At 63.2% G+C, this 23,521-nt stretch carries 22 protein-coding genes and 4 tRNA genes; 11 read left to right on the top strand and 15 right to left on the bottom strand.

The genetic code is table 11. The annotated features are described in order from the left end of the window. Positions 1–21: 21 nt before the first annotated feature. On the top strand, positions 22–1,119 hold the full coding sequence (locus ACI2KG_RS20665; RefSeq protein ID WP_404663089.1) for an SDR family oxidoreductase: 1,098 nt from the start codon (positions 22–24) through the stop codon (positions 1,117–1,119). Between the two features lie 75 nt (positions 1,120–1,194). Here the strand turns inward: ACI2KG_RS20665 and ACI2KG_RS20660 are convergent, their stop codons facing one another. From ACI2KG_RS20660 to ACI2KG_RS20645, 4 genes are all read right to left on the bottom strand, one after another. Next, on the bottom strand, positions 1,195–2,448 hold the full coding sequence (locus ACI2KG_RS20660) for an OprD family porin (protein WP_404663088.1): 1,254 nt from the start codon (positions 2,446–2,448) through the stop codon (positions 1,195–1,197). Positions 2,449–2,508: 60 nt separating this feature from the next. Then, on the bottom strand, positions 2,509–3,813 hold the full coding sequence (locus ACI2KG_RS20655) for a CitMHS family transporter (RefSeq protein ID WP_404663087.1): 1,305 nt from the start codon (positions 3,811–3,813) through the stop codon (positions 2,509–2,511). A gap of 123 nt (positions 3,814–3,936) precedes the next feature. Continuing rightward, on the bottom strand, positions 3,937–5,250 hold the full coding sequence (dctA, locus tag ACI2KG_RS20650) for a C4-dicarboxylate transporter DctA (protein WP_400617672.1): 1,314 nt from the start codon (positions 5,248–5,250) through the stop codon (positions 3,937–3,939). Between the two features lie 70 nt (positions 5,251–5,320). Further along, a complete protein-coding gene (locus ACI2KG_RS20645) occupies positions 5,321–6,400 on the bottom strand; it encodes a 4-oxalomesaconate tautomerase (RefSeq protein WP_404663086.1) in 1,080 nt (359 codons plus the stop codon). Between the two features lie 147 nt (positions 6,401–6,547). On the opposite strand from ACI2KG_RS20645, the gene ACI2KG_RS20640 reads away from it, so the two are divergent. The 3 genes from ACI2KG_RS20640 to chrA all read left to right on the top strand — a co-directional run bounded on the left by ACI2KG_RS20640 (position 6,548) and on the right by chrA (position 10,173). Next, positions 6,548–7,441: a LysR family transcriptional regulator gene (locus ACI2KG_RS20640; protein ID WP_400617676.1), complete on the top strand. Its 894-nt coding sequence runs from the start codon at positions 6,548–6,550 to the stop codon at positions 7,439–7,441. Between the two features lie 92 nt (positions 7,442–7,533). Beyond that, the gene (locus ACI2KG_RS20635; RefSeq protein WP_400617678.1) at positions 7,534–8,787 is read left to right on the top strand and encodes an arsenic transporter; all 1,254 of its coding nucleotides are present in this window, start codon (positions 7,534–7,536) and stop codon (positions 8,785–8,787) included. 15 nt (positions 8,788–8,802) lie between these two features. Beyond that, positions 8,803–10,173 carry a chromate efflux transporter gene (chrA, locus tag ACI2KG_RS20630; protein ID WP_404663085.1) on the top strand — a complete coding sequence of 457 codons (1,371 nt, stop codon included), beginning with the start codon at positions 8,803–8,805 and terminating at the stop codon, positions 10,171–10,173. Between the two features lie 584 nt (positions 10,174–10,757). Here the strand turns inward: chrA and ACI2KG_RS20625 are convergent. Then, positions 10,758–11,645: a MerR family transcriptional regulator gene (locus ACI2KG_RS20625; protein ID WP_404663084.1), complete on the bottom strand. Its 888-nt coding sequence runs from the start codon at positions 11,643–11,645 to the stop codon at positions 10,758–10,760. A gap of 154 nt (positions 11,646–11,799) precedes the next feature. Here ACI2KG_RS20625 and ACI2KG_RS20620 point away from each other — a divergent pair, with 154 nt between their 5' ends. From ACI2KG_RS20620 to ACI2KG_RS20590, 7 genes are all read left to right on the top strand, one after another. Further along, entirely contained in the window at positions 11,800–12,246 is a 447-nt protein-coding gene (locus ACI2KG_RS20620; protein ID WP_404663083.1) for a PAS domain-containing protein, read from the top strand. Positions 12,247–12,349: 103 nt separating this feature from the next. Beyond that, positions 12,350–12,772 carry a nuclear transport factor 2 family protein gene (locus ACI2KG_RS20615; protein WP_404663082.1) on the top strand — a complete coding sequence of 141 codons (423 nt, stop codon included), beginning with the start codon at positions 12,350–12,352 and terminating at the stop codon, positions 12,770–12,772. Further along, positions 12,769–13,521 carry an SDR family NAD(P)-dependent oxidoreductase gene (locus tag ACI2KG_RS20610; protein ID WP_404663081.1) on the top strand — a complete coding sequence of 251 codons (753 nt, stop codon included), beginning with the start codon at positions 12,769–12,771 and terminating at the stop codon, positions 13,519–13,521. Before ACI2KG_RS20615 ends, ACI2KG_RS20610 begins: the two co-directional genes overlap by 4 nt. Before the next feature lie 5 nt (positions 13,522–13,526). Further along, complete coding sequence (locus ACI2KG_RS20605) at positions 13,527–14,774, top strand: NAD(P)/FAD-dependent oxidoreductase (RefSeq protein ID WP_404663080.1); 1,248 nt, start codon at positions 13,527–13,529, stop codon at positions 14,772–14,774. Continuing rightward, complete coding sequence (locus ACI2KG_RS20600; RefSeq protein WP_404663079.1) at positions 14,771–15,580, top strand: DUF1365 domain-containing protein; 810 nt, start codon at positions 14,771–14,773, stop codon at positions 15,578–15,580. Before ACI2KG_RS20605 ends, ACI2KG_RS20600 begins: the two co-directional genes overlap by 4 nt. Then, positions 15,555–16,814, top strand: a complete 1,260-nt coding sequence (locus ACI2KG_RS20595) for a class I SAM-dependent methyltransferase (RefSeq protein ID WP_404663078.1) — start codon at positions 15,555–15,557, stop codon at positions 16,812–16,814. Before ACI2KG_RS20600 ends, ACI2KG_RS20595 begins: the two co-directional genes overlap by 26 nt. Beyond that, complete coding sequence (locus tag ACI2KG_RS20590) at positions 16,814–17,305, top strand: DUF2878 domain-containing protein (RefSeq protein ID WP_404663077.1); 492 nt, start codon at positions 16,814–16,816, stop codon at positions 17,303–17,305. The genes ACI2KG_RS20595 and ACI2KG_RS20590 overlap by 1 nt, the downstream gene beginning before the upstream one ends. An 821-nt stretch (positions 17,306–18,126) precedes the next feature. Here the strand turns inward: ACI2KG_RS20590 and ACI2KG_RS20585 are convergent. The 10 genes from ACI2KG_RS20585 to ACI2KG_RS20540 form a co-directional block, all read right to left on the bottom strand. Further along, entirely contained in the window at positions 18,127–18,432 is a 306-nt protein-coding gene (locus ACI2KG_RS20585) for a DUF6482 family protein (RefSeq protein WP_404663076.1), read from the bottom strand. After that, a complete protein-coding gene (locus ACI2KG_RS20580) occupies positions 18,423–18,965 on the bottom strand; it encodes a DUF3833 domain-containing protein (RefSeq protein ID WP_404663075.1) in 543 nt (180 codons plus the stop codon). Before ACI2KG_RS20580 ends, ACI2KG_RS20585 begins: the two co-directional genes overlap by 10 nt. Next, positions 18,962–19,504: a chalcone isomerase family protein gene (locus ACI2KG_RS20575; RefSeq protein WP_404663074.1), complete on the bottom strand. Its 543-nt coding sequence runs from the start codon at positions 19,502–19,504 to the stop codon at positions 18,962–18,964. The genes ACI2KG_RS20580 and ACI2KG_RS20575 overlap by 4 nt, the downstream gene beginning before the upstream one ends. Before the next feature lie 170 nt (positions 19,505–19,674). Next, on the bottom strand, positions 19,675–20,487 hold the full coding sequence (locus tag ACI2KG_RS20570) for a DUF2242 domain-containing protein (RefSeq protein WP_404663073.1): 813 nt from the start codon (positions 20,485–20,487) through the stop codon (positions 19,675–19,677). Between the two features lie 200 nt (positions 20,488–20,687). Further along, positions 20,688–20,764, bottom strand: a tRNA-Asp gene (locus ACI2KG_RS20565). 141 nt (positions 20,765–20,905) lie between these two features. Further along, positions 20,906–20,982 (bottom strand) — tRNA-Asp (locus ACI2KG_RS20560). A gap of 99 nt (positions 20,983–21,081) precedes the next feature. Continuing rightward, a tRNA-Asp gene (locus tag ACI2KG_RS20555) sits at positions 21,082–21,158 on the bottom strand. Between the two features lie 66 nt (positions 21,159–21,224). After that, positions 21,225–21,300, bottom strand: a tRNA-Val gene (locus ACI2KG_RS20550). Between the two features lie 223 nt (positions 21,301–21,523). Further along, on the bottom strand, positions 21,524–22,294 hold the full coding sequence (locus ACI2KG_RS20545; protein WP_404663072.1) for an SDR family oxidoreductase: 771 nt from the start codon (positions 22,292–22,294) through the stop codon (positions 21,524–21,526). Next, entirely contained in the window at positions 22,294–23,505 is a 1,212-nt protein-coding gene (locus ACI2KG_RS20540) for an O-succinylhomoserine sulfhydrylase (protein WP_201207517.1), read from the bottom strand. Before ACI2KG_RS20540 ends, ACI2KG_RS20545 begins: the two co-directional genes overlap by 1 nt. Between the last annotated feature and the right edge of the window lie 16 nt (positions 23,506–23,521).

The raw sequence follows: 23,521 nt of genomic DNA, 5'->3' as shown, positions 1-23,521 counted from the left end.
CATCCAGACAAGGGACCGGATATGCGCGTGGAATGCTTCGTTACGGGTGGCAGTGGCTTCGTCGGGCAACATTTACTGGCGCACCTTACTGCAACCGGGTACACCGCCCGGGTGCTCATGCGCCAGCCTGAACAAATCGGGCGCCTGCGCGAGCAGGTAGCCCGATTGGGCGGTCGCGCCGAGTTCGTCCACGCGGTAGCTGGCGATATCAGCCAGGAGGGGCTTGGGCTCGGCGAAGCCGACCGGCACTGCATCTCGGCCGCCGCCGTGGTGTTCCATCTGGCGGCGCAATTCACCTGGGGGCTGACCACGGAACGCGCCCGCGCCGTCAATGTGCAAGGGGCGCTGAGGGTTGCCAGCCTGGCGGCGGGGTACGGCATTCGCCTGCTGATGGTGGGCGGTTTCATGCTGCAAAACCTTGACCACCTGGCGCGCATCGGGGTTGATACCAAGCGCCCTGAAAACACCGACTGGCCTGCTGTCTATGGCCGCGTAGGCGGTTACGAAGGCAGCAAGCTGGAAGCGCATTTTGCGGTCATCCGCCATATGCAGGATGCGGGCGCTGCGTACTCCATCGTTCACCCTGCTACGGTATGCGGTCAGAGTGAAAGCGGGCACATCCTCGCAGGGCAACCGCTGGCAGTACTCATTCGCGATCTTGCTCTGGGCCGTTTCAAGGCCATTCCGGGCTCCGCCAGGCACTGGTTGCCTTTGGTCAGCGTCGACTACCTGGTGAAGATGATCACCTGCGTGGCGTTCGACCCTTCGATGGCAAACCAGCAGGTGCTGGCGCTCTACCCACACACGCCAAATTTGCAGGGCATGCTGGCGCAGATCGCAACCACCCTGGCGGTCAGGGCGCCACGCCGCCATGTACCGATAAATGTGCTGAAGTGGATATTGGCGATCCCGGGCCTGGCAGCGCGGTTGTCGATCAGCCCGGAGTCATTGAACTTCATTCAGACACAACGCTTCGACATGCGTATCGCCGAGCAACTGGAACGCAAGTATCAGTTCACTCATCCCGACATGGAACAGGCGTTGGCAAGGACCGTGCGTTATGTCATCGGTTATCTGGCCAATAACCCTGCACCTGCGCCCCGCCCTGTGGCCAACTGATTACGGCGCGCAATCGCCTGCAAGTCGTCACCCCGCCCGGAAGCGTCCAACTGGCCCGTTAACGCTGCTTGCGCATTACCACAGCGCAATATCGTAGGTCATGTAGATTCGGTTGCTGTCGCGACCTCGGGAAAAGTCAGCGCGGTACACGTAGTTGCGCAGCTTCACCCCCAGGCCCTTGGCCCATCCGGATTGCACCACGTAGGCAAGTTCCATGTCGCGCTCCCACTCGCTGAGCCCTGCGTCAGCAGAGCGGCCGTTATCGCCGCTCAAGTAGCGCGCCATGAACGTGAGCCCGGGGACACCCGCGGCGGCAAAGTTGTAGGCGTAGCTTGCCATCCAGGTTTTCTCTTCCTCCTCGATGAACTTGCCGATACCCACGTTGCTGAACGAATACACCGTGGCGCCGCTGATGTAGGGCAACCCGGCCTTGCCGTCGAGCACTTGGTAGCCGCCGCCGACCGTGTGCCCCGAGCGACTGTACGACAGTTGCCCGCTGAACATGTCGTTGTCGATCTCGCCCCCTTGGGCAGCGCCGCTGTCGCGGCTGTTGAAGTAGCGCAGGTCGGTAGTAAGCACACCGCCGGCCAATGGCAGGTCGTGTACCAAGCCGACATAATGCTGGCGATAGAAGTGTTCGAGTTGGCCGTGGAAATAGCTCAGGCGCAGTGGCTTGCTGAGCGCATAGTCGGCGCCGGCAAAATTGAAATCGCCAGACTGGCCACCGCTGTAGCCGTCCAGGTACAGGCCAGTGCTGTCAGAAGCGTCACGCTGCTTGAAGCGCTCCAGGTGGCCGGCAGTCAAGGTCAGGTTGGCTATGTCAGTGCTGGTCAGTTGTGTACCCTGGTAGGTTTGCGGCAACAGGCGCGCGTCGTTGTAGACCAGCACCGGGGTCTTCGGCAGCAGGGTGCCATGCTTGACCACGGTCTGCCCCAGTCGCGCCTTGGCCGTCACCCCGGCACTGGCGAACTCGTCCGCAGCACGGCCATCGTCGTGCACCGGCAGCAGGCCAGTACCGCTGCGGCCACGGCCCGAATCGAGCCGCACGCCGACCAGCCCCGACGCATCGAGCCCAAGCCCCAGCGCGCCTTGCGTAAAGCCTGACTGGTAGTCGAGCAGGAAACCCTGCGCCCATTCCACCCGCTCGCTCTTGGCAGTAGCGGCAGCGCGTGGGCTCATACCCTGTTCATCGCGAAAGTTTTCGTTGAAGTAGACGTTGCGCAGTTGCAGTTTGAGCTTGCCATCGTCGATGAAACCGGCGGCGCCGGCCACAGGCAGCCAGCCGCAGAGCAGGCCACAGGTGGCCCCACGGAATACAACTCGGGACATGATCGGTACTCAGTTGTTGTTATTGGATGAGGTGGGCGCCAGTTGACGCCCCAGGGCTGATCAGACGAAGAAGGACAAGGCACCCGTGGCCAGGGCCAGCGCAGTGATCACCAGCGATGTCAGCACCGCCCATTTCACCGTGGCTTTCTGGAAGTCGCCGATGTCGCGGTCGACCATACCCACCAGCAGCAAGGTCGAGGCTACCAGCGGGCTCATCAAGTGCACGGGCTGCCCCAGCACCGAAGCGCGGGCGATTTCAACCGGGTCGATGCCGTAGGCGGCCGCGGCGTTGGCCAGGATCGGCACCACGCCAAAGTAGTAGGCGTCGTTGGACAGCACGAAGGTCAGCGGCATGCTGGTCAGCGCCACCACCAGCGGGAACCAGTGGCTCCACGCCTCGGGAATCCAGTCGACCAGGGTCTGCGCCAGGGCGTCGACCATCTTGGTGCCCGAGAAGATCCCGGCGAAGATGCCAGCGGCAAATACCAGCAGTACCACGGTCATGGCATTGCCGGAATGGGCGAGAATGCGCTCCTTCTGCAGGTCCAGTTGCGGGTAGTTGATCATCAGCGCGGCGACAAAACCGGTCATGAACAGGATGGCGGCATGCATCAGCCCCAGCACCAGCGCAGTCATGACGGCAACCACCAAGACCAGGTTGACATAGGCCAGCCGCGGGCGCTTGTGTGGGTTGTCGCCAAGGATTTCCTTGATGTAGCAATTGCCGCCGCCAGACTCCAGGGCGATGTTGCCGATGCGTCGGCGCTCGGCGCGGCCCAGCAGGTAGGCGGTGAATACCACCCAGGCTGCGCCACCGATCACGGTCGGCAGCATCGGGATGAAGTACTCGGTGGCATCCAGTCCTAGCGCGGCAATGGCCCGGGTAGCCGGTCCGCCCCAAGGGCTCATGCCGCTCATGATGCTCAGCGACAACATCGATACCGTGGCCAGGATCATCGGGTTCATGCCAATGCGCTTGTACAACGGCAGCATGGCCGCGCAGGTAATCATGTAGGTGGTGGTGCCGTCACCGTCCAGCGCCACCAGCAACGACAACAGCGCAGTGCCGATGGCGATCTTGATCGGGTCGCCATTGACGCGTTTGAGAATCTTGCGAATCAGCGGGTCGAACAGACCGGCATCGATCATCAGGCCGAAGAACAGGATGGCGAACAGCAACAGGGCCGCTGAAGGCGCCACCATTTTCAGGCCATCGAGCATCATCTTGCCCAGTTCGGGGGCAAAGCCGCCGATCACGGCGAAGACAATGGGGACTACGGTGAGTGCAACAATTGGCGACAGGCGTTTACTCATGATCAGGTAGGTGAAGGTCACCACCATGATCAAGCCCAGGAGTGCGAGCATGGTTTTTTCTCTTGTTTTTATTCTGTTGCGGCCGCCAGCAAGGCAGACAGCCCCCTACCCCACTCGACACCGCCGGGATGTCGAGTGGAATTTTATGACAGCAACGCGTGGTGGAAGAGGCTTTTAGCCGTGATGCCGAGGCTCGGCAGACCAGTCGACCCGCACTGCGTCAGCCTCGTCTGCTGCGACCGGAGTGCCGTTCAGCCGACCCAGCAAGGTCTCCCGATCACAGGCATTCTCCGACAACGAGATGACCACGGTGGCTACAGCGTTGCTGGCCAGGCTGGTCAGGGCGCGCGCTTCGGACATGAAGCGGTCGATGCCGATCAGCAAGGCAAGCCCTGCCAACGGGATGTCGTGAATCACGGTCAGGGTCGAGGCCAACGCCACGAAGCCACTGCCGGTCACACCTGCAGCACCTTTGGACGACAGCAGCATGATCGCCAGCATGGTCACTGTCTGGCCGAGGGTCAGGTCGATGTTGCAAGCTTGCGCAATGAACACCGCCGCCAGCGACAGGTAGATGGCCGTACCGTCGAGGTTGAAGGAATAACCGGTGGGCAGCACCAACCCCACCACACCTTTCTTGCAGCCCAGCTTCTCCAGTTTTTCCAGCATGCGTGGCAGCACAGGCTCGGTGGACGATGTGCCGAGCACCACCAGGAACTCCTCGCGGAAATAACGCAGCAGTTTCCACAAGCTGAAGCCATGGGCACGGCAGATGCCGCCGAGCACCACCAGCACGAAGAACGCACAGGCGATGTACAACGTGCCGACCAGCTTGGCCAACGCGCCAAGCGACGTCACGCCGTACTGCCCAACGGTGAACGCCAGCGCACCGAAGGCGCCGACCGGCGCGAAGCGCATCAGGTAGCCGAAGATGCGAAACACCATGGTCGAGGCCGACTCGAGTACATCGAGTACCGGCTTGCCCTTCTCGCCCATCGACGACAGGGCAAAACCGCTGAGCACCGCGATGAACAGCACCGGCAGCACTTCCCCCTTGTTGAACGCACCGATGAAGGTGTCGGGGATGATGTGCATGAAGAAATCGACCACGCTGAGCTTCGCTGCAGATGCCGCGTACTGGCTTAGCCCGGCGGTGCTGAGGGTGGCCGGGTCGATGTTCATGCCAACCCCCGGACGGAACAGATACACCGCCGCCAGGCCGATCATCAGGCTGACGACGGTCAGCACCAGGAACAGCAGCAGGGTCTTGCTCATCAAGCGCCCCAGTGAGCGCTTGTCGGTCATGCCAGCGATGCCGGTGACGATGGTGCAGAACACCACCGGGGCGATCATCATCTTGATCAGCTTGATGAACGCGTCACCCAGCGGCTTGAGCGCAACGGCCTGTTGCGCCCAGAAGTGGCCGACCACCACGCCCAGCAGGACGGCGCAGAGGATCTGGAAGTACAGCGATTTGGCGAGTCTCATGAGGCATCACCCATTGTTGAAATTGTGCGGATGCGCTTGTTGCGAATATAAAGCTCTCTCTATGCCTGGCCTATCCCGCCAACCTGCGGAATGTAGGGGCATAGACGAAGCCGGAGAACAGCCGTCGGGCGGTTCGCACCACCGAGGCCTGGAGGGTCTTGCCATCGGCACCGCTGCGCGACAGGGCAACATCGATACCGCCGCTTGGGTGCTCCAGGCGCACCTCGGTCAATTGCGCGGCGCCCTCGCCCAGCAGCTCAGCGATGACCGTATCCGGGCTGACGCAGGCAGTCGCCAGCCCTATCGCGCCGGTGATGGCCAAGGCGCGGTGACAGGTGTGCGGCATGAAGTAGCGAACCTGCAAGGTGCCGTCGTAGCGGGGCTTGGATACCAGCACCGGTTTGGGAATGACCATACCGCTGACATCACCCAGCCCCATGGCCTTGCCGGCCTTCAGGCGTAACGCCTCGAGGCGCTTGAGCAGTGCACCGTTGGCGTCGAGTTCGGCCGGGGTCTGCGAGCCACTGACGCCGAGCTGGCTGGCTTCGACCACCATCATTGGCATGGCCATGTCGATACAGGTGACCGCTACACCGTCAATCACATCCCTGGCCTGGCCAGTCGGGAACAGTTTGCCGGTCTTGCTGCCAACTGCATCGAGGAAGGTCAGGTGCACCGGGGCGGCAGTGCCCGGTACACCATCAATCGCCGTACGGCCTTCATAACGCACGATGCCACCGGGCGTTTCAACCAGCGAGTTGACGAACGTTCCGGTGTTGAGGTTGCGAATACGCACCAGAGTCTTGCCTTCCTGGCCTTTGACCAGCCCTTGCTCGATGGCGAACGGGCCAACCGCGCACAGCATGTTGCCGCAGTTAGGCGCGGTGTCGACCCGGCGCTGGGCAACCATGACCTGGACGAACAGGTAGTCGACATCGGCGTCGGCATGCAGCGAAGGGCTGACAATCGCTACCTTGCTGGTCTGCGGGCTACCGCCACCAATACCGTCGATTTCCAGTTCATGCCCGGAACCCATCAGGTTGATCAGCAATTCGTCGCGTTCGACCACATTGGCAGGCAAATCCCATGCATGGAAAAAGGGCCCTTTGGAGGTACCACCGCGCATGAGTACGCAAGGAATTCGTTGCATGTTTTCGCACTCTTGTTGATCAATGGACATCATTGATGTTGTGGACACAAGATTGACAGGGCCGAATAAATCAATCCAATGCAAATATCGTAGGTATTATTCCACTATAAGCATCAATAAAATCCCCAGGCCAAAGGGCACTCCAAGATGGAATACGAGCTACAAGACATTCGATCTTTCGTGAAAATCGCCGAACTTGGCAGCTTCCACGAAGCTGCAGAAGCGCTGCACTTGTCGCAACCCGCCCTCAGCCGGCGGATCAAGAAGCTTGAAGAAGGGTTGGGCACTTCCCTGCTGGAGCGCACCACGCGTCGTGTCAGCCTGACCAGTGTCGGGCGTGATTTCCTGCCCAAGGCCAGGCGCCTGCTGGATGACTTCGAGGACTCGATCCTGAGCATTCGCGAGCTGGCCGAGCGGCAGACCGGTCAAGTCACGCTCGCGTGCATCCCGACTGCAGCGTTCTATTTCCTGCCGTCGGTGATTCGCGACTACAACGAGCAATACCCGAAAATCCGTATTCGCCTGCTTGACCTCAGCGCCAACGATGGCCTCGAAGCCGTGCTGCGCGGTGAAGCCGATTTCGGTATCAACATGATGAGTGGCCAGCACCCGGACATCGAGTTCGTTTCCCTGGTCCAGGAGCATTTCGTGCTGGCCTGTCGCCGCGACCACAAGCTGGCCAAGCGTGACACGGTCACCTGGACAGAACTGACCGACTACCGGCTGATCGGCGTGGGCCGCCTGAGCGGCAACCGCATGCTGCTGGACCATGCCTTGTCCGGCCTCAACCTGCGGCCCAAGTGGTTCTATGAGGTTCAGCACCTGTCGACTTCGCTGGGCATGGTCGAGGCCGGGCTGGGCGTGTCGGCCATGCCCAGCCTGGCCATGCCCAACGCCGACCACCCGACGCTGGTCAGCGTGCCGCTGATCGAACCCCAGGTCACCCGCACCTTGGGCCTGGTCTACCGCCGAGGGGCCTCGCTGTCGCCAGCGGCGGAAAAATTCGTATCGATCCTGCTGGAGAAGTGGCCCAACCGTTGAACGGTATGCCTTGCTTCTGCCAGGGCGTACGCTGGGCAACAGCACGGCATCACTATCACCACTGCATACCCCTGTCGGAAACTGACCGTCTCATGCCTGTTAGCGAAAGCGCATCGATCATCTGGGCGGTAGCCGCCCTGGCCACCTGCGGCGTCATCCTGCGGCCGTGGCGGGTACCGGAATACGTCTGGGCAATGGCAGGCGCGTTGCTGCTCGTCTGCCTTGGCCAGATAACGCCACGCAGCGCATTGGCCGCAGTCGCCGAAGGCAGCGACGTCTACCTGTTTCTGATCGGCATGATGGTGCTGGCTGAACTCGCCCGCCAGGAAGGGTTGTTCGACTGGCTGGCACGCTATGCGGTCCAGCATGCCCGGGGCTCGGGGCAACGGCTGTTTGACCTGGTGTTCCTGGTGGGCACGCTGGTCACGGTATTCCTCTCCAACGATGCCACCGCCGTGGTGCTGACGCCGGCGGTGTATGCCGCCTGCAAGGCCGCCAGGGCCGAGCCGTTGCCCTACCTGTTCATCTGCGCCTTCATCGCCAATGCCGCCAGCTTCGTGCTGCCCATATCCAACCCGGCCAACCTGGTGGTGTTCGGCAGCCATATGCCGCCCCTGCTGGATTGGCTGAGGCAGTTCAGCCTACCCTCGCTGGCGGCAATCGGCTTGACCTACCTGGTGCTGCGCCTGACCCAGCGCCGGCAGATCTGCCAGCCGCTTGCGCTGAGCGTAGACAGCCGGCCACTGAGCGCCGGCGCCCGCCTGTGCGCTGTGGGCATCGTTTTAACCGCTGGCTTGCTGCTGGGCGCTTCGGCCATGGACCGGGCGCTGGGCCTGCCGACGTTCTGTGCCGGCGTAGCGACCACCGCATTGATCCACCTGCGCCAGCGACGCAGCCCAATGCGGGTGCTGCGCCATGTGGCCTGGGGCGTGCTGCCTCTGGTAGGCGGTTTGTTCATACTGGTCGAAGCCGTCGGCCAGACCGGCGTGCTCATGCGTCTCGCCCAGGCGCTGGCCGCCCTGTCGGCACAGGCGCCGATCAGCGCCAGCTGGGTGGGCGGCGTGGGCGTGGCGATCGCCAGCAACTTGATGAACAATCTGCCGACCGGGCTGATTGCCGGCTCCATGGGTTCGCTGGTGGCGCTGCCGCAGCAGACGACCGCGGCATTGCTGATCGGCGTCGATTTAGGGCCGAACCTGTCGATTACCGGGTCGCTGGCTACCCTGTTGTGGCTGGTGGCGATTCGCCGGGAGGGTGAACATGTCAGTGCATGGCGCTTCCTTTGCCTCGGCATGCGGGTAATGCCACCGGCACTGGCGGCAGCCCTGCTGGCATTGTGGGTATGAACGCGGAGAAAAAGAATGGTTGATACGTACCCCAAAGTGAACGGGCATTCGTCAGCGCCAGTTACCCTGCAACCCATTGGCTTGTACGAGGCCTTCCTGTTCTGGCTGAAATTAGGCTTCATCAGCTTTGGCGGACCCGCCGGGCAGATTTCGATCATGCACCAGGAACTGGTTGAGCGTCGGCGCTGGATCAGCGAAAAACGGTTTCTGCACGCACTCAACTACTGCATGTTGCTGCCTGGTCCCGAGGCTCAGCAGCTTGCCACCTACATCGGCTGGCTGATGCACCGCTCCTGGGGCGGCGTGATTGCCGGCGCCTTGTTTGTGCTGCCATCGCTGTTCATCCTGATCGGTCTGTCCTGGGTCTATCTGGCCTTTGGCGCGGTACCGGTCGTCGCGGGGATCTTTTACGGCATCAAGCCGGCGGTCACGGCCATCGTTGTCCACGCTGCCCATCGCATTGGCTCACGGGCCCTGAAGAACGGCTGGCTGTGGGCCCTCGCCGGCGCTTCATTCGTTGCCATCTTCGCCCTCAACGCGCCGTTTCCGCTGATCGTGCTGGTGGCCGCTGGTATCGGCTACGTGGGCGGGCGGGTCGCCCCGGGCACGTTTACGATCGGCGGCGCTCACGGCGCGGCAAAGAACAGCTACGGCCCTGCACTGATCGATGACGACACCCCTCCCCCTGCGCATGCGCGCTTCAGTGGGTGGCATCTACTACGCCTGCTGCTGATCGCGGCCGGGCTCTGGGCCTTGCCCATGGGGTTGCTGACGGTTTCGTTTGGCTGGGATGGAACGCTGACGCAGATGGGCTGGTTCTTCACCAAGGCCGCACTGATGACGTTTGGCGGTGCATACGCTGTGCTGCCGTATGTCTACCAGGGCGCTGTCGGGCATTACGGGTGGCTGACGCCAGCCCAGATGATCGATGGCCTCGCCTTGGGGGAGACCACGCCAGGGCCATTGATCATGGTGGTAGCGTTCGTCAGCTTCGTCGGCGGCTATGTACATCCGATGTTCGGTGCGCAACACCCATTTCTTGCCGGCGCAGTCGCGGCAAGCCTCGTCACCTGGTTCACCTTCTTGCCTTCGTTCATCTTCATCCTTGCCGGTGGGCCGCTGGTGGAGACGACCCACAACGAGATGAAGTTCACTGCGCCACTGACTGCCATCACCGCCGCAGTGGTCGGGGTGATCCTCAACCTCGCCGTCTTCTTCGGCTACCACGTGCTTTGGCCAACGGGCTTCAGCGGGGCGTTCGACTGGCCTGGGGCACTGATCGCAGTGGCAGCTGCAATTGCTTTGTTCCGCTTCAGGAAAGGCGTCATCCCGGTGTTGTTTGCCTGCGCGCTGGCTGGCCTGGCCATATTCATGCTACGTGCCTGACGGCGCCGTCAGGGCGGAAAATGGCAAGGTGTTCTCCGTGCCTTATGCAGCGCCTGGTAGATCGAGCGCCGCCCGCGCGGCGCTTCGCGGCACAAGGCCGCTCCCACATCTGTTTCGGGCCAGTTACTCCTGCCATCTGCGCACTCGCACCCTGGGTGCATGGCTGGAAACTGATGATGAGCAGCGTCACTGCCGGTGTCGAAGGGAACATACAGGGCGGCCAGAGGTTATCTCACAGGAGTAATTGGCCCGAAACAAATGTGGGAGCCTGGTAGATCGAGCGCCGCCCGCGCGGCGCTTCGCGGCACAAGGCCGCTCCCACATTTGTTTCGGGCCAGTTACTCCTGCCATCTGCGCACTCGCACCCTGGGTGCATGGCTGGAAACTGATGATGAGCAGCGTCACTGCAGGTGTCGAAGGGAACATACAGGGCGGCCAGAGGTTATCTCACAGGAGTAATTGGCCCGAAACAAATGTGGGAGCGGCCTTGTGCCGCGAAGCGCCGCGCGGGCGGCGCTCGATCTGACAGGCAACCAAATCCCAAGGCAAGCACCTGTCAGCCTTTACCGCTTACCTGACTGGTTTCAAATTTCCACTGCACCGCTGATCAACCCATCAAGCACGCCTGCCACATCGCCATCCTGCAACCGCAACAACCGGATCGGCACGCCCCGCAGCTCCGCCGGGGTATCAACCAGGCCCTCACCTGTCACGGCCAACGGGCAGGCGACTTCCATCTGCAGTGCGCGCAGGGTTTTCAGCAGTTGCGGTTTCACCGGTAGCTGCAGCGCAATCACCAACGCCGCGGGCTGAATCGCGGCGCACAACAGCGCCAGTTCGTCCAGCGGCTGCCCGACGCCGAGCACATCGATGCGGTGCCGGTCGCTACAGAGCGCCAGGCCGATTGCCAGCAATTCCAGTTCCGCCACGCCGTCGACGCCGGCAAGCAGTACCCGCGGGACGTCGGGCTGGTTCATCTGCAGGCGCAACAGCAAGCGGGCGCGCAGAAAACTGTCCAGGAACAACCACTGGCTGTGCGCGCCAAACGCGGTTGTACCCTGCAGGCTGCGCCATACCGGCATCAATACCTCGCGCCACACGGTGGCCTTGGGTAACACCGTGAGCAGCTGCCCGTGTAGGCCCTCCAGCGCCGGCATGTCAAAGGCGCGCGTGGCGCGCAGCACTGCCGCGCGCCACTGCGCCAAGGCATCGCCCTGCTGCGCAGGCACTTCATGCTGACTGGCGAGCATTTCGCCAACCTTGCTGATCGGCAGGCCGTTGGTCGTCCAGCCCAGGATGTCGCGGATAAGTTGCACGTCCGCGGCGGTGTACAGGCGGTGGCCACCTTCGGTACGGTGCGGGCGGATCAAGCCGTGGCGCCGCTCCCAGGCACGCAGGGTGACCGGATTGATGCCAGTCAGGCTGACAACGTCGCGCATGGGAAGCAGATCGGGTGGGGTAGGCTCAGTCATTGCATGGATCATCCGAGAAGTGGCCCATTCTAAACCCATACACCCCTTCTGCGGCGAGCCTCGCTGGGTCATCATGCAGCTAAGCCGGACAATGCCCTTCGCACAGGGTTACACGCCGGCACATCACCGACTGCAACCTTCCGGGTGGGCCCACATGATCAATGCAAAACTGCTGCAACTGATGGTCGAGCACTCCAATGACGGCATCGTCGTCGCCGAGCAGGAGGGCAGCGACAGCATCCTCATCTACGCCAACCCCGCCTTTGAGCGCCTGACCGGCTACAGTGATGACGACATTCTTTACCGCGACTGCCGCTTTCTTCAGGGCACTGACCATGCTCAACCGGGCGTGGCCGCCATTCGCGAGGCGATCCGCCAGGGCCAGCCTTGCCGCCAGGTGCTGCGCAACTACCGCAAGGACGGCAGCCCGTTCTGGAACCAGTTATCGATCACCCCGGTGTACAACGAGGCTGACGAGCTCACCTATTACATCGGCATCCAGCACGATGTCACCGCGCAGGTCGAAGCCGAGGCCCGGGTACTTGAACTGGAAGCGGAAGTGGCGCGCTTGCGTGAGCAACTGGCGAAACATCGAGGCTGAATTAAAACTGTACAAGATTATTGTGCTTGTACAATTTTGAGCCTAGGATTCTGGTATATCTGTACAACAAGCCCAGCTTGTACAAGTCTGCCAGGAGCCCTCAATGTCAGCCTTTCTGCAGCAATTCGCCGAGCGCTTCGCGCGCCTTGAGGCGGACCACCTCGACGGCTTGCGAAACCTGTACAGCGACGACATCGTCTTCCGCGATCCTTTGCACCAGATTCACGGGCTGCCAGCCCTGCAGGCCTACTTCGCCCAGTTGTACGCCAATGTGCAGGATATCCACTACACGTTCAGCGGCGCCGACGAAGTGCAACCGGGCCAGGGCTACCTGCGCTGGACCTTGCAGTTCCGCCACCCACGCCTGGCGGCGGGCCGGCAGATCGACCTGCAAGGCTGCAGCCACCTGCAATGGCGTGACCGGGTGTACCGGCACCAGGACTACTTCGACGCCGGTGCGTTGCTTTATGAGCACATCCCGCTCATGGGCGGCGCCATTCGCTGGCTCAAAGGCCGCCTGGCGTGAGCCGCTGCTGGCTGACCGGTGCCAGCAGCGGCATCGGCGCTGCCTTGGCACAATGCCTGCTCGAACAGGGCCACCAGGTTGCCCTGGGTGGGCGCAACGCCGAGCGCCTGCTGCCACTGACCGAGCGCTATGCCGGGCAGGCGCTGCTGGCCGTTGGTGACCTCGACGACCCGGCACAGGTGGCCCGGATCGCGGCGCACATCGAGCAGGCGTGGGGCGCGGTGGACCTGGTGATTCTTAATGCCGGTACCTGTGAGTACCTGGAACCCGGCCGCTTTGATCCGGCCTTGGTCGAACGGGTGCTGCGCACCAATGTTATCGCCCTGGGCTACTGCCTGGCAGCCGCCCTGCCCCTGCTGCGCCGCGGCCGGCAAGCACATCTGGTGGTGGTGGGCAGTTCAGTGAGCTGGCTGGCCTTGCCCCGTGCTGGTGCGTATGGCGCGTCCAAGGCGGCAGTGCGCTACCTGGTCGAGTCGCTGCGCATCGACCTGGACCGCGAGGGCATCGCCACCACCCTGGTCAGCCCCGGCTTCGTCGACACACCCCTGACCCGCCGCAACGATTTCCCCATGCCGCAACTGTGGACGGCCCAGCGTGCCGCCGCCTACATCGCCAGGCGCCTGCCCGGGCGCCCGCTGGAAATAAACTTCCCCGGCCTTTTCATCTTCGCCTTGCGCCTTCTCGGGGCCTTGCCGGTGCGCTTGCGCCTGGCCCTGGGAAAACGCCTGGCACGCCACGAACAGGACTGATCTCCATGCGTATCGCCATTATCGGCAGCGGCATCGCCGGCCTGACTTGTGCCCACCTGCTGTCACGGCAGCACACCGTGACGGTGTTCGAAGCCGAGCAGTGGGTCGGCGGCCACACCCACACGGTCGATGTGAACTGGCGTGGCCAGGCGTACGCCATCGACACTGGCTTCATCGTGTTCAATGACTGGACCTACCCCAACTTCATTCGCCTGCTGGGCCAGCTAGGGGTAGCCTCGCGGCCGACCGAAATGAGCTTCTCGGTGCACGACCCACTCAGCGGCCTGGAATACAACGGGCACAGCCTGAATACGCTGTTTGCCCAACGGCGCAACCTGCTGTCGCCCAGGTTCTGGGGTATGCTCGGTGACATCATGCGCTTCAACCGCCAGGCCCTCGGCGACCTTGCGGCACAACGTATCGACCCGGACACCACGCTGGGCAGCTACCTCGAACGCCAGGGTTACGGGCAGCGCTTCGTCGCCCATTACATCGTGCCGATGGGCTCGGCGATCTGGTCGATGTCACGTCGCGACATGCTCGCCTTTCCGCTGCGATTCTTCGTCACGTTCTGCCGCAACCATGGCCTGCTGTCGGTCAACGATCGCCCCCAGTGGCGGGTAGTGGAAGGCGGTTCGCGCAGCTACGTCGAGCCGCTTTGCCGGCCATTCGCCAAAAACATCCGCCTGGGCTGCAAAGTGCAACGGGTGGACCGTGATGAAGCGGGCGTGAGTGTGCTCAGCAACGCCGGCAACGAGCGCTTCGACAAGGTGGTGTTCGCCTGCCACAGCGACCAGGCGCTGGCCTTGCTCGCAGCCCCCAGCCCGCGCGAGCAGGCAGTGCTCGGCGCAATTGGCTACGCCGACAACGACGTGGTGCTGCACACCGATACCCGCCTGCTACCACGTCGCAAGCGCGCCTGGGCCAGTTGGAACTACCGCCTTGACGCCAGCGCCCAGGCGCCGGCAGCGGTCACCTACAACATGAATATCCTGCAGGGCCTGCAAGCGCCGGCAACGTTTTGCGTCAGCTTGAACCAGACCGCCCTGATCGACCCGTCGCAGATCCTTGCACGCTTTCGCTACGCTCACCCCCAATACAGCGTGGCTGGCGCTGCGGCGCAACTGCAACAGCCCCAGCTGCAGGGTCACGCTCACAGCTATTTCTGCGGTGCCTACTGGGGCAATGGCTTCCATGAAGACGGTGTGGTCAGCGCCCTACAGGTCGCCAGCCACTTTGGTGAGCAACTGTGAAAAGCGCCCTGTGCCTGGGCTGGCTCAGCCATCGGCGGCTGACGCCGCGGCCTCACGCGTTTCGCTACCAGGTGGGCATGTTCGAACTGGATCTGGATGAGCAAGGCCAGTGGCTGGGCTTGTCTCGCTGGCTGGGGCGCTGGCGCCTGGCGCCGCTGTGCTGGCGAGAGACCGACTACCTGCCAGCCCTGACCGGCCAAGGCATGCCCTTGGCCCAGGCCGCAAGGACCCTCGTCGCCCGGGCCACAGGCCACAGCCCCGACGGGCCGGTGCGCCTGCTGACGCAGTTGCGCTGCTGGGGCCTGTCGTTCAACCCGGTGAGCTTCTACTTTTGCCACGATGCCAACGGGCAACTGGTGGCGATCCTGCTGGAAGTACGCAACACGCCCTGGCGCGAGCGCTTCCACTATGTGCTGCCGGTGCAGGGTGACCCGACGTCGCCGTTACGCATGGCCAAGGCCTTCCATGTTTCGCCCTTCATGCCTATCAACATGGACTACCGCCTGAGGTTCAACGTTGAGGCGACACACCTGCGCATCCACATGCAGAACTGGCAGGGCAGGCAGAAAGTGTTCGAGGCCGACCTGGCCCTGCGTCGCCAGCCGCTCGATCGCCGCGGGTTGCATGGCTACATCCTGGCCTTCCCGTGGATGAGCCTGCGCACGGTCGTGGCTATCTATTGGCAAGCCCTGCGTCTGCTGCTGAAGCGAACCCCCATCCACGACCACTGCAAAGGCCAGGGCGACCTGGCCCTTGGCCAACCCTGCGAGGAACCCGAACATGTCCAACCCGACCCTGAGCGTTAGCAAATTCGCCGGCCTGGCGCCATGGCTCGGTGCGCTGGCACGCGGCGCCGTGCTGGCCCAGCTGGGCAAGTTGCGCCATGGCCACCTGCGCCTGCTTAGCCATGGGCAGCAATGGAGCTTTGGCGATGCCGCCAGCCCGCTGCAGGCCGAGGTGGAGGTGCTTGATGACGCGGCGTGGGGGCTGATTGCCGGCAATGGCTCGATCGGCGCCGGCGAGGCCTACATCCACGGTTACTGGCGCAGCCCGGACCTGGCCCTGGTGACCCGCCTGTTCGTTGCCAACCTCGAGGTGCTCGATGCCCTCGAAGGCGGCCTGGCGCGGCTCGGGCGCCCGGCCCTGCGCCTGCTGCACCGGCTCAACCGCAACAGCCGGCGCGGCGCCCGGCGCAATATCCTGGCCCATTACGACTTGGGCAACACCCTGTTCGAGCAGTTGCTCGACCCCACCATGATGTATTCGGCTGCCCAGTTCGAGCACCCTGGGCAAGCGCTGGAGCACGCGCAGTTGCACAAGCTTACGCGTATCTGCCAGAAGCTCGAACTGAGCCCCGACGACCACTTGCTGGAGATCGGCTGCGGCTGGGGCAGCCTGGCCATTCATGCAGCCACCCATTATGGTTGCCGAGTCACCACCACCACGCTGTCCGAAGCGCAGTACAGCCACACCTGGCAACGGGTAAAGGCCTTGGGGCTGGAGCAGCGGGTGACGGTGCTGCGCGACGATTATCGCGACCTGCGCGGGTGCTATGACAAGCTGGTGTCGATCGAAATGATCGAAGCGGTGGGCCATCAGTACCTGCCGGACTACTTTCGACAATGTGCCACACTGCTCAAGCCCGACGGGCTGATGCTGCTGCAGGCGATCACCATCCGCGACCAGCGCTACGCCCAGGCGCGCCGCTCGGTGGATTTCATCCAGCGCTATATTTTCCCTGGCGGCGCGCTGCCCTCTCTTAGCGTGATGCTTGAGGTCGCCAGCCGCCATACCGCGCTGAACCTGGTGCACCTGGAAGACTTCGGGGTGGATTACGCACGCACCCTGGGCCACTGGCGCGACAACCTGCGCCAGGCACGGCCTGTGCTGGCTGACTTGGGTTATGACGATACGTTCCAGCGGCTGTGGGAGTTCTACCTGTGTTACTGCCAAGGAGGCTTCGAGGAGCGCGCCATTGGCGTGGCCCAGCTCATGTGGGCCGCTCCCCAAGCCCGGCGTGCACCGTTGCCGGCGGCCTGATGCGCCCTGGCCCGTGGCGGCTGCTCAACGCGCTGTGGCTACAAGCCGGCTGGTGGCTTTGCGTGCTCGGCGCCCAGCGGCCGTTATTGCTATGGCTGGTGCCGGTCGGCCTCGCCGCGCACCTGTACCTGTGTTCGTCCCCTCGGGCAGAAGCCCGCGCGCTGTGCCGGGTGGCGCTGGCCGGCTGGCTGCTGGACAGCCTGCTGGGGGCCATCGGCGTATTCGACTTTACCGCCTGGCCCCTGCCGTTGTGGCTTGCACTGCTGTGGCTGGTACTGGCCTGCGGCTTGCGCCACAGCCTCGCCTGGGCTGGCCAACCGTTCTGGCTGGGGGCCGCGCTGGGGGCGTTATCCGGCCCGCTGGCCTACCTGGGGGGCGCCCGGCTGGCGGAAGTTACCCTGCCCTTGGGCCAACTGCAGACAGGGCTGCTATTGCTGCCGGTCTGGGGCCTGGCCTTGCCGCTGCTGGTGCGCCTTGCCGCCCGACCGTGAGCGGCAAGGGCTGACAGGTGCTAGCCTTTAGAGGTTGGTTGCCTGTGAGAACGAGCGCCGCCCGCGCGGCGCTTCGCGGCACAAGGCCGCTCCCACATCTGTTTCGGGCCAATTAATCCTGTGCCTTCGCGCGCACCCAGGTGCATGGCTGGAGTTTGTTGAGAGCAGCGGCGCTGCCGATATCGAATGGAAAAAACAAGGCGGCCAGCGATGACTTCACAGGAGTGATTGGCCCGAAACAAACTGTGGGAGCGGCGGTGCGGCGATCCGACTTGCCCCGCGAAGCGCCGCGCGGGCGGCGCTCGATTTCACAGGCGCTGAAAATGTGATGACAAACCCCTGTCAGCCCTCACCCAATCCCCCGCCCTGCCCCCGATACCAACACTCCCTCCACCTGTAAGACATTTCCCCCACGCCCTCCAAGTGATGGCCGGCATCGAAGCAGGGTCGCGTCATGGCTGCCAGGTGTTCGCCAGCACATTTGCAGCGCCTGTGAAATCGAGCGCCGCCCGCGCGGCGCTTCGCGGCACAAGGCCGCTCCCACATCTGTTTCGGGCCAATTAATCCTGTACCTTCGCGCGCACCCAGGTGCATGGCTGGAGTTTGTTGAGAGCAGCGGCGCTGCCGATATCGAATGGAACAAACAAGGCGGCCAGCGATGACTTCACAGGAGTGATTGGCCCGAAACAAACTGTGGGAGCGGCGGTGCGGCGATCCGACTTGTCCCGCGAAGCGCCGCGCGGGCGGCGCTCGATTTCACAGGCGCTGAAAATGTGATGACATACCCCTGTCAGCCCTCACCCAATCCAGGCGCGGCGCGGCTACCACTGGCTAGCCAGGCTGACGGGCAGGCGCAACGGCGCGACCGGCCCTTCCCGCTGCCCGCACATCTCGTCATGCACCACTTGCTGGACGAGCACGCACGGCACGACGGGCAACTCGCCCAGCAAGTCGCGCAGTTCGGTGGTGGAGCGCAGGCGCAGGGGCTGGCCGTGGGCGTCGCTCAGGGTAATCGGGCCATTGGCGGTAAGCGCGCGCAGGAGGTAGAAACCACCCTCCAGCGACAGCAGTTCCAGTTCGTCGACATGGCCGTTGGCGATGTGTTCGCCGAACGCACTCAGTTGCATGACATACCCTCCGACAGGGGGCGGAAGAACAAGGTTATCTGGCCGATCTCCACGCCGAGCTTGCGCATGCTCGAGCGGTTGATCAGGGTGTCGTCGTCCATCAGGTACATCCAGTCGTCCAGGTCCACCTGCCAGTGCTGCCCATCGACCGGCAAGTCCAACCGGTAGCGCCAGCGCAGGGCGTTACCAGCCACTTCGCCACGGGCTTCACCGATCACATCGCCCGCGCTGCCGCGCCAACGGCCAGGGCCGTCCGGTACCAAGGTCCAGACCCTTTGCTGGCGTTCGCCATCGCTGTAGACGAAGCGCTCGTCCAGGATCAGCCGCTGGCCTTCGCGGTGGCTGGTAATGCACACATGAAAGCGCCGGGCCACTTCCCCCGAGCGCTTCTGGAAAATGCCCCACGCCTGAACCGGGCGCGAGAAGAACGCTGCCAGGTCAAGTTTCGGTTGCTCTTGGGCGTAATGCTCGACGCCCACGTTTCCACAGCTACCCAGCAGCAGGCAGGTTACCAGCAGTAATGCTTTGTTCATGGTCGTGGCCCTCCGTCACCTGCCTGACCCAGCAGATGCAACCGTAATTGCGGGTCGCGCGCCCGCGGGTCCAGCCAGATGGCGAAAAACGCTTCGGCAAAAGCAGCATCGCGTACCTCTGCGCTCAACGTGCCGTCCACATAAAAGCGGCACCCGCCCCCAGGCAGATACAAGCCGGCGATCCGCATGCCGGGGCGCACATCGGTAAAGGCCGTTTGCATGATCTGCGCCCAGCTGGCCAGTTGCGCCGGAGTCACAGCGCCATCCCCAAGGCGCCGCATTTCCTGCAAGCTGGCCTGCACCAGGCTGTCACGGGTCAGCGCACGGTGATAAAGCAGTTCGAGGGCAAATGGCCGCGCCCAATCCTGGCGGTGCCCGTCGGTCCACAGGCGGGCGGTGTAGAGCCGAAAACCCCACCATGTAAAGTCGCCACTGCCCTGTTGCTGCGCCGAGGGCAGCGCTGCGCGCCAATCGCCAGCCAGCAATGGCGCTGCGAGCATGACCGCACATAAGGCAGCCCATCGAAGCCTACGCATCATGTCATCGGACCTTGCTTCAAATTACTATACAAGGATAGCCCTTTGTACAGATATTTACAGATATCTGTACAACTTTTAGGCGAGCTGACACGGCGCGCCCCGGAAGATCAGGCGCGCGCCGAGCTGGACATGAAGCATGGGTGAGTGGTCGGCCTGCACCGGCCAATGCATCAAAGAGAGGGCGACGCGGCCTCGGCGGGCTGGGCATCCTGCTGCACCTGGATCGGTGCAGCCTCGGCCGGTGGCGCTACAGGTTGGGACCCCTGTGTGTCATTCACCACCGGCGCCGCCGCTGCTTCACTGGCCGGGGCAACGGCCGCGGCTTCTGGCGCAGCCGAAGGCGCTGGAGCAGGCGCCGGTGCCACCGGGTTCGCCGCCGCCTGCTCTGGCAGCCCAAGGTCAACCGCCGGTTTTTCCTGCTTGGGCGCCTCGACCTTGGCCTCGCTCACCTTCTTCGGCTTGGGCAGGTAGCTTTCCACCAAGGCAAAGTAACGGTCATAGAACTGCGCCGCCGTCACCGTCTCGCTGGCCACCTTGACCATCGAGTCGTCACTGGAGCCGATCGGCATCGACACCGAGCCCAGCACGCCCACGCCCAGGCTGGCGGAGGTGTTGGACTTCTTCAGTGCGTAACGGTCTTGCAAGGCGTTAGCGAACATGGTCGAGCGCTGCTCGTCGCTCACGTCCGGCGCACAAGTGACGTTGAAGCTGATCTGCAGGTGATTCTCGCTGTTCTGCTGGAAGCTCTTGTTGCCCACCACCTGGTTGGCGCCGCTGTTGGTAATGATGTAGCCCTGGCTGAGCAAGGCGCGCCGGGCAGCCTCGCAGGAGCCGGCGTCGCTTACCGGGAAGCTGCGCGAAAAGGTGCCCGAGTCATCGAAGTTCTCGTGCTCGTAGACGGCCGCTTTTTTCGAGGAACAACCGCTCACGCCCGCCAGCACCAGGGCCAGCCCGAGCGCACCAAAGACGGAAGATCTGGTCATTGCGAATTCCGGGTATGTCGAGAAGGTGCCTATTGTGCAACACAGCGGGCAGGCACAGGAACCACTGGTCGGTGAAGAACCTGTCAGGTAGGTGTAAATCTGGGTTAAGACAGGCAATTGCCAGGCGCCAGAACGAAAAAAGCGACCCGAAGGTCGCTTTGACGTTGCTTCAAGGCGTTCATGGGGCCTTGAGGCTAAGATGGCGCAGCGGACGGGACTCGAACCCGCGACCCCCGGCGTGACAGGCCGGTATTCTAACCGACTGAACTACCGCTGCGTATCATTCAGGCTTGCGCCCGATTGAAACCTGGGTCTACCCTTCCGGCGCGATGGCCTCAGGGCAGGCACAAAAAAAGCGATAACGTGATCGCTTCTCTTGTGTTTGCTTCAAGGTGTTCTAGGGACCTTGAAACGAAGATGGCGCAGCGGACGGGACTCGAACCCGCGACCCCCGGCGTGACAGGCCGGTATTCTAACCGACTGAACTACCGCTGCGTATCGTTCAGGCTTGCGCCCGATTGAAACTGGGATCAGCCCAAGGTGTTTGCCTTGTGGCTTCAGACCGGTGCCAGGCACCCATCTGTTACTTGAAAATGGCGCAGCGGACGGGACTCGAACCCGCGACCCCCGGCGTGACAGGCCGGTATTCTAACCGACTGAACTACCGCTGCGCAGTGCGTTCCTCTCTGGCTTTTGGCTTCTTTCGAAACCTGGAGCGGCAGGAACATCTCAGGAAGTGGTGGGTGATGACGGGATCGAACCGCCGACCCTCTGCTTGTAAGGCAGATGCTCTCCCGGCTGAGCTAATCACCCTCGCGATGTTGCTTGTTGCGTTTGCTTCGCTGAGGCCGCGAAATTTACGCAGGTGGCGAAGCTAAGTCAATAGCCCCATTGAATTTTTTTTCAAAGCAGCTGCAAGCTGTAAGCTTCAAGCTGCAAGCAAAAGCGTGGTGTCGCCTGATAAATTTCTGAACCCTGCACATGACGAAGGGACCTTGCGGTCCCCTCTTGTAGCTTGCAGCTTAAAGCTTGCCGCTCAGGTGTAGATCATCTTGCGGCTCATGCCGCCATCGACCACAAACTCCTGACCGGTCACGAACGCCGCCTGGCGCGACAACAGCCACGCCACCATGGCCGCCACATCCTCCACCGTCCCTACCCTGCCCGTCGGGTGCTGGGCATGGTCGGCATCGGTCAATGGTTCGGCACGGCGCTGCGCGGGGTCGCGGGCATCGATCCAGCCCGGGCTTACCGCATTGACGCGGATCTCCGGGCCCAGGCTCATGGCCAGGGCATGGGTCAACGCCACCAGGCCACCCTTGCTCGCGGCGTAGGCCTCGGTATCCGGTTCGGATTGCCGCGCCCGGGTCGAGGTCAGGTTGACGATCGCGCCGTTGTGCGCACGCAGGTACGGCGCACAATGCTTGGCCAACAACATCGGGCCGTTGAGGTTCACCGCCAGTACCCGGTTCCATTGCGCCAGGCTCAGGCTTTCCAGTGTCTGGTTGTGCGGGTTGGCGATGGCGGCATTGCACACCAGGGCATCCAGCCGGCCAAACTGCCCGAGCACCTCAGACACCCCGGCACTGACCTGGGCCTCGTCGGCAACGTCCATGGTGATGAACCACGCGTTGTCACCCAGGGCCTTGGCCACCTTGGCGCCACGCGGGCGGTCAAGGTCGCTGAGCACCACTTGCCAGCCCTCGCAGATCAGCCAGGCGGCAATGCCCAGGCCGATGCCGCGCGCGGCACCGGTTACCAGGGCAACCCGGCCATTGTGGCCCGGGGTACTGCCGCCAATCTGCATCACAGTGCGGCCAACCCACGCGCCAGGTCGGCTTGCAGGTCAGCCACGTCTTCCAGGCCCACGGCTACGCGGATCAGGCTGTCGCGGATACCTGCAGCTTCCCGCTCCTGCGGCGACAGGCGGCCGTGGGAGGTGGTAGCCGGGTGGGCGATGGTGGTCTTGCTGTCACCCAGGTTGGTGGTGATGGAAATCACCCGGGTGGCATCGATGAAGCGCCAGGCGCCCTCTTTGCCGCCCTTGACCTCGAAGCTGACCACCGCACCAAAGCCACTCATCTGGCGCTTGGCCAGTTCGTGCTGCGGGTGGCTCGGCAGGCCGGCGTAATGCACCTTCTCGATACCGTCCTGCTGCTCCAGCCACTCGGCCAGGGCCTGGGCGCTTTCGCAGTGCGCACGCATGCGCAGGCGCAGGGTTTCCAGGCCCTTGGTGAAGATCCAGGCGTTGAAGGGGCTGAGGGTGGGGCCTGCAGTACGCAGGAAGCCCACCACTTCTTTCATCTGCTCGGCACGGCCGGCAACCACGCCGCCCATGCAACGGCCCTGGCCATCGATGAACTTGGTGGCCGAGTGGAACACGATGTCGGCGCCCAGCTTCAGCGGCTGCTGCAACGCCGGGGTGCTGAAGCAGTTGTCCACCACCAGCATCGCGCCATGGGCATGGGCGATTTCGCTGAGGGCGGTGATATCGACCAGTTCGGCCAGCGGGTTGGATGGCGATTCGACGATCAGCAGCTTGGTGTTGGCCTTGATGGCCTTTTCCCAGCCAGCAAGGTCGACCAGTGGCACGTAGTCCACCTGTACGCCAAAGCGCTTGAAGTACTTCTCGAACAGGCTGATGGTCGAGCCGAACACGCTCTGCGACACCAGCACATGGTCACCGGCGCTGCACAGCGACATGACCACGGCAAGAATCGCCGCCATGCCGGTGGAGGTACCCACGGCCTGCTCGGCACCTTCCATCGCCGCCAGGCGTTCCTCGAAGGCACGCACCGACGGGTTGGTGTAACGCGAATAGACGTTGCCCGGTGTTTCACCGGCAAAGCGCGCAGCGGCATCGGCCGCCGTGCGGAACACATAGCTGGAGGTCAGGAACAGCGCTTCGCTGTGCTCACCCTCTGGTGTACGGTTTTGACCGGCGCGCACCGCCAGGGTGTCGAAACCGACACCCTCGAGGTCGCTGTCCAGTCGCCCGGCATCCCATTGATCCGTCATGCCGTCGCTCCCTGAA

It is taken from the genome of Pseudomonas sp. NPDC089407, from assembly GCF_044900445.1.
Classification (GTDB): Bacteria; Pseudomonadota; Gammaproteobacteria; order Pseudomonadales; family Pseudomonadaceae; genus Aquipseudomonas.
This window is presented reverse-complemented; position numbering and strand designations above follow the sequence as displayed.

Coding starts and splice junctions, on each gene's coding strand:
- ACI2KG_RS20615 (WP_404663082.1), top strand. CDS start 12,350: ATGTCAGCCTTTCTGCAGCAATTCGCCGAGCGCTTCGCGCGCCTTGAG.
- ACI2KG_RS20665 (WP_404663089.1), top strand. CDS start 22: ATGCGCGTGGAATGCTTCGTTACGGGTGGCAGTGGCTTCGTCGGGCAA.
- ACI2KG_RS20570 (WP_404663073.1), bottom strand. CDS start 20,487: ATGACCAGATCTTCCGTCTTTGGTGCGCTCGGGCTGGCCCTGGTGCTG.
- ACI2KG_RS20655 (WP_404663087.1), bottom strand. CDS start 3,813: ATGCTCGCACTCCTGGGCTTGATCATGGTGGTGACCTTCACCTACCTG.
- ACI2KG_RS20640 (WP_400617676.1), top strand. CDS start 6,548: ATGGAATACGAGCTACAAGACATTCGATCTTTCGTGAAAATCGCCGAA.
- ACI2KG_RS20590 (WP_404663077.1), top strand. CDS start 16,814: ATGCGCCCTGGCCCGTGGCGGCTGCTCAACGCGCTGTGGCTACAAGCC.
- ACI2KG_RS20575 (WP_404663074.1), bottom strand. CDS start 19,504: ATGATGCGTAGGCTTCGATGGGCTGCCTTATGTGCGGTCATGCTCGCA.
- ACI2KG_RS20660 (WP_404663088.1), bottom strand. CDS start 2,448: ATGTCCCGAGTTGTATTCCGTGGGGCCACCTGTGGCCTGCTCTGCGGC.
- ACI2KG_RS20620 (WP_404663083.1), top strand. CDS start 11,800: ATGATCAATGCAAAACTGCTGCAACTGATGGTCGAGCACTCCAATGAC.
- ACI2KG_RS20585 (WP_404663076.1), bottom strand. CDS start 18,432: ATGCAACTGAGTGCGTTCGGCGAACACATCGCCAACGGCCATGTCGAC.
- ACI2KG_RS20540 (WP_201207517.1), bottom strand. CDS start 23,505: ATGACGGATCAATGGGATGCCGGGCGACTGGACAGCGACCTCGAGGGT.
- ACI2KG_RS20645 (WP_404663086.1), bottom strand. CDS start 6,400: ATGCAACGAATTCCTTGCGTACTCATGCGCGGTGGTACCTCCAAAGGG.
- ACI2KG_RS20635 (WP_400617678.1), top strand. CDS start 7,534: ATGCCTGTTAGCGAAAGCGCATCGATCATCTGGGCGGTAGCCGCCCTG.
- chrA (WP_404663085.1), top strand. CDS start 8,803: ATGGTTGATACGTACCCCAAAGTGAACGGGCATTCGTCAGCGCCAGTT.
- ACI2KG_RS20545 (WP_404663072.1), bottom strand. CDS start 22,294: ATGCAGATTGGCGGCAGTACCCCGGGCCACAATGGCCGGGTTGCCCTG.
- ACI2KG_RS20580 (WP_404663075.1), bottom strand. CDS start 18,965: ATGAACAAAGCATTACTGCTGGTAACCTGCCTGCTGCTGGGTAGCTGT.
- ACI2KG_RS20605 (WP_404663080.1), top strand. CDS start 13,527: ATGCGTATCGCCATTATCGGCAGCGGCATCGCCGGCCTGACTTGTGCC.
- ACI2KG_RS20595 (WP_404663078.1), top strand. CDS start 15,555: ATGTCCAACCCGACCCTGAGCGTTAGCAAATTCGCCGGCCTGGCGCCA.
- dctA (WP_400617672.1), bottom strand. CDS start 5,250: ATGAGACTCGCCAAATCGCTGTACTTCCAGATCCTCTGCGCCGTCCTG.
- ACI2KG_RS20625 (WP_404663084.1), bottom strand. CDS start 11,645: ATGACTGAGCCTACCCCACCCGATCTGCTTCCCATGCGCGACGTTGTC.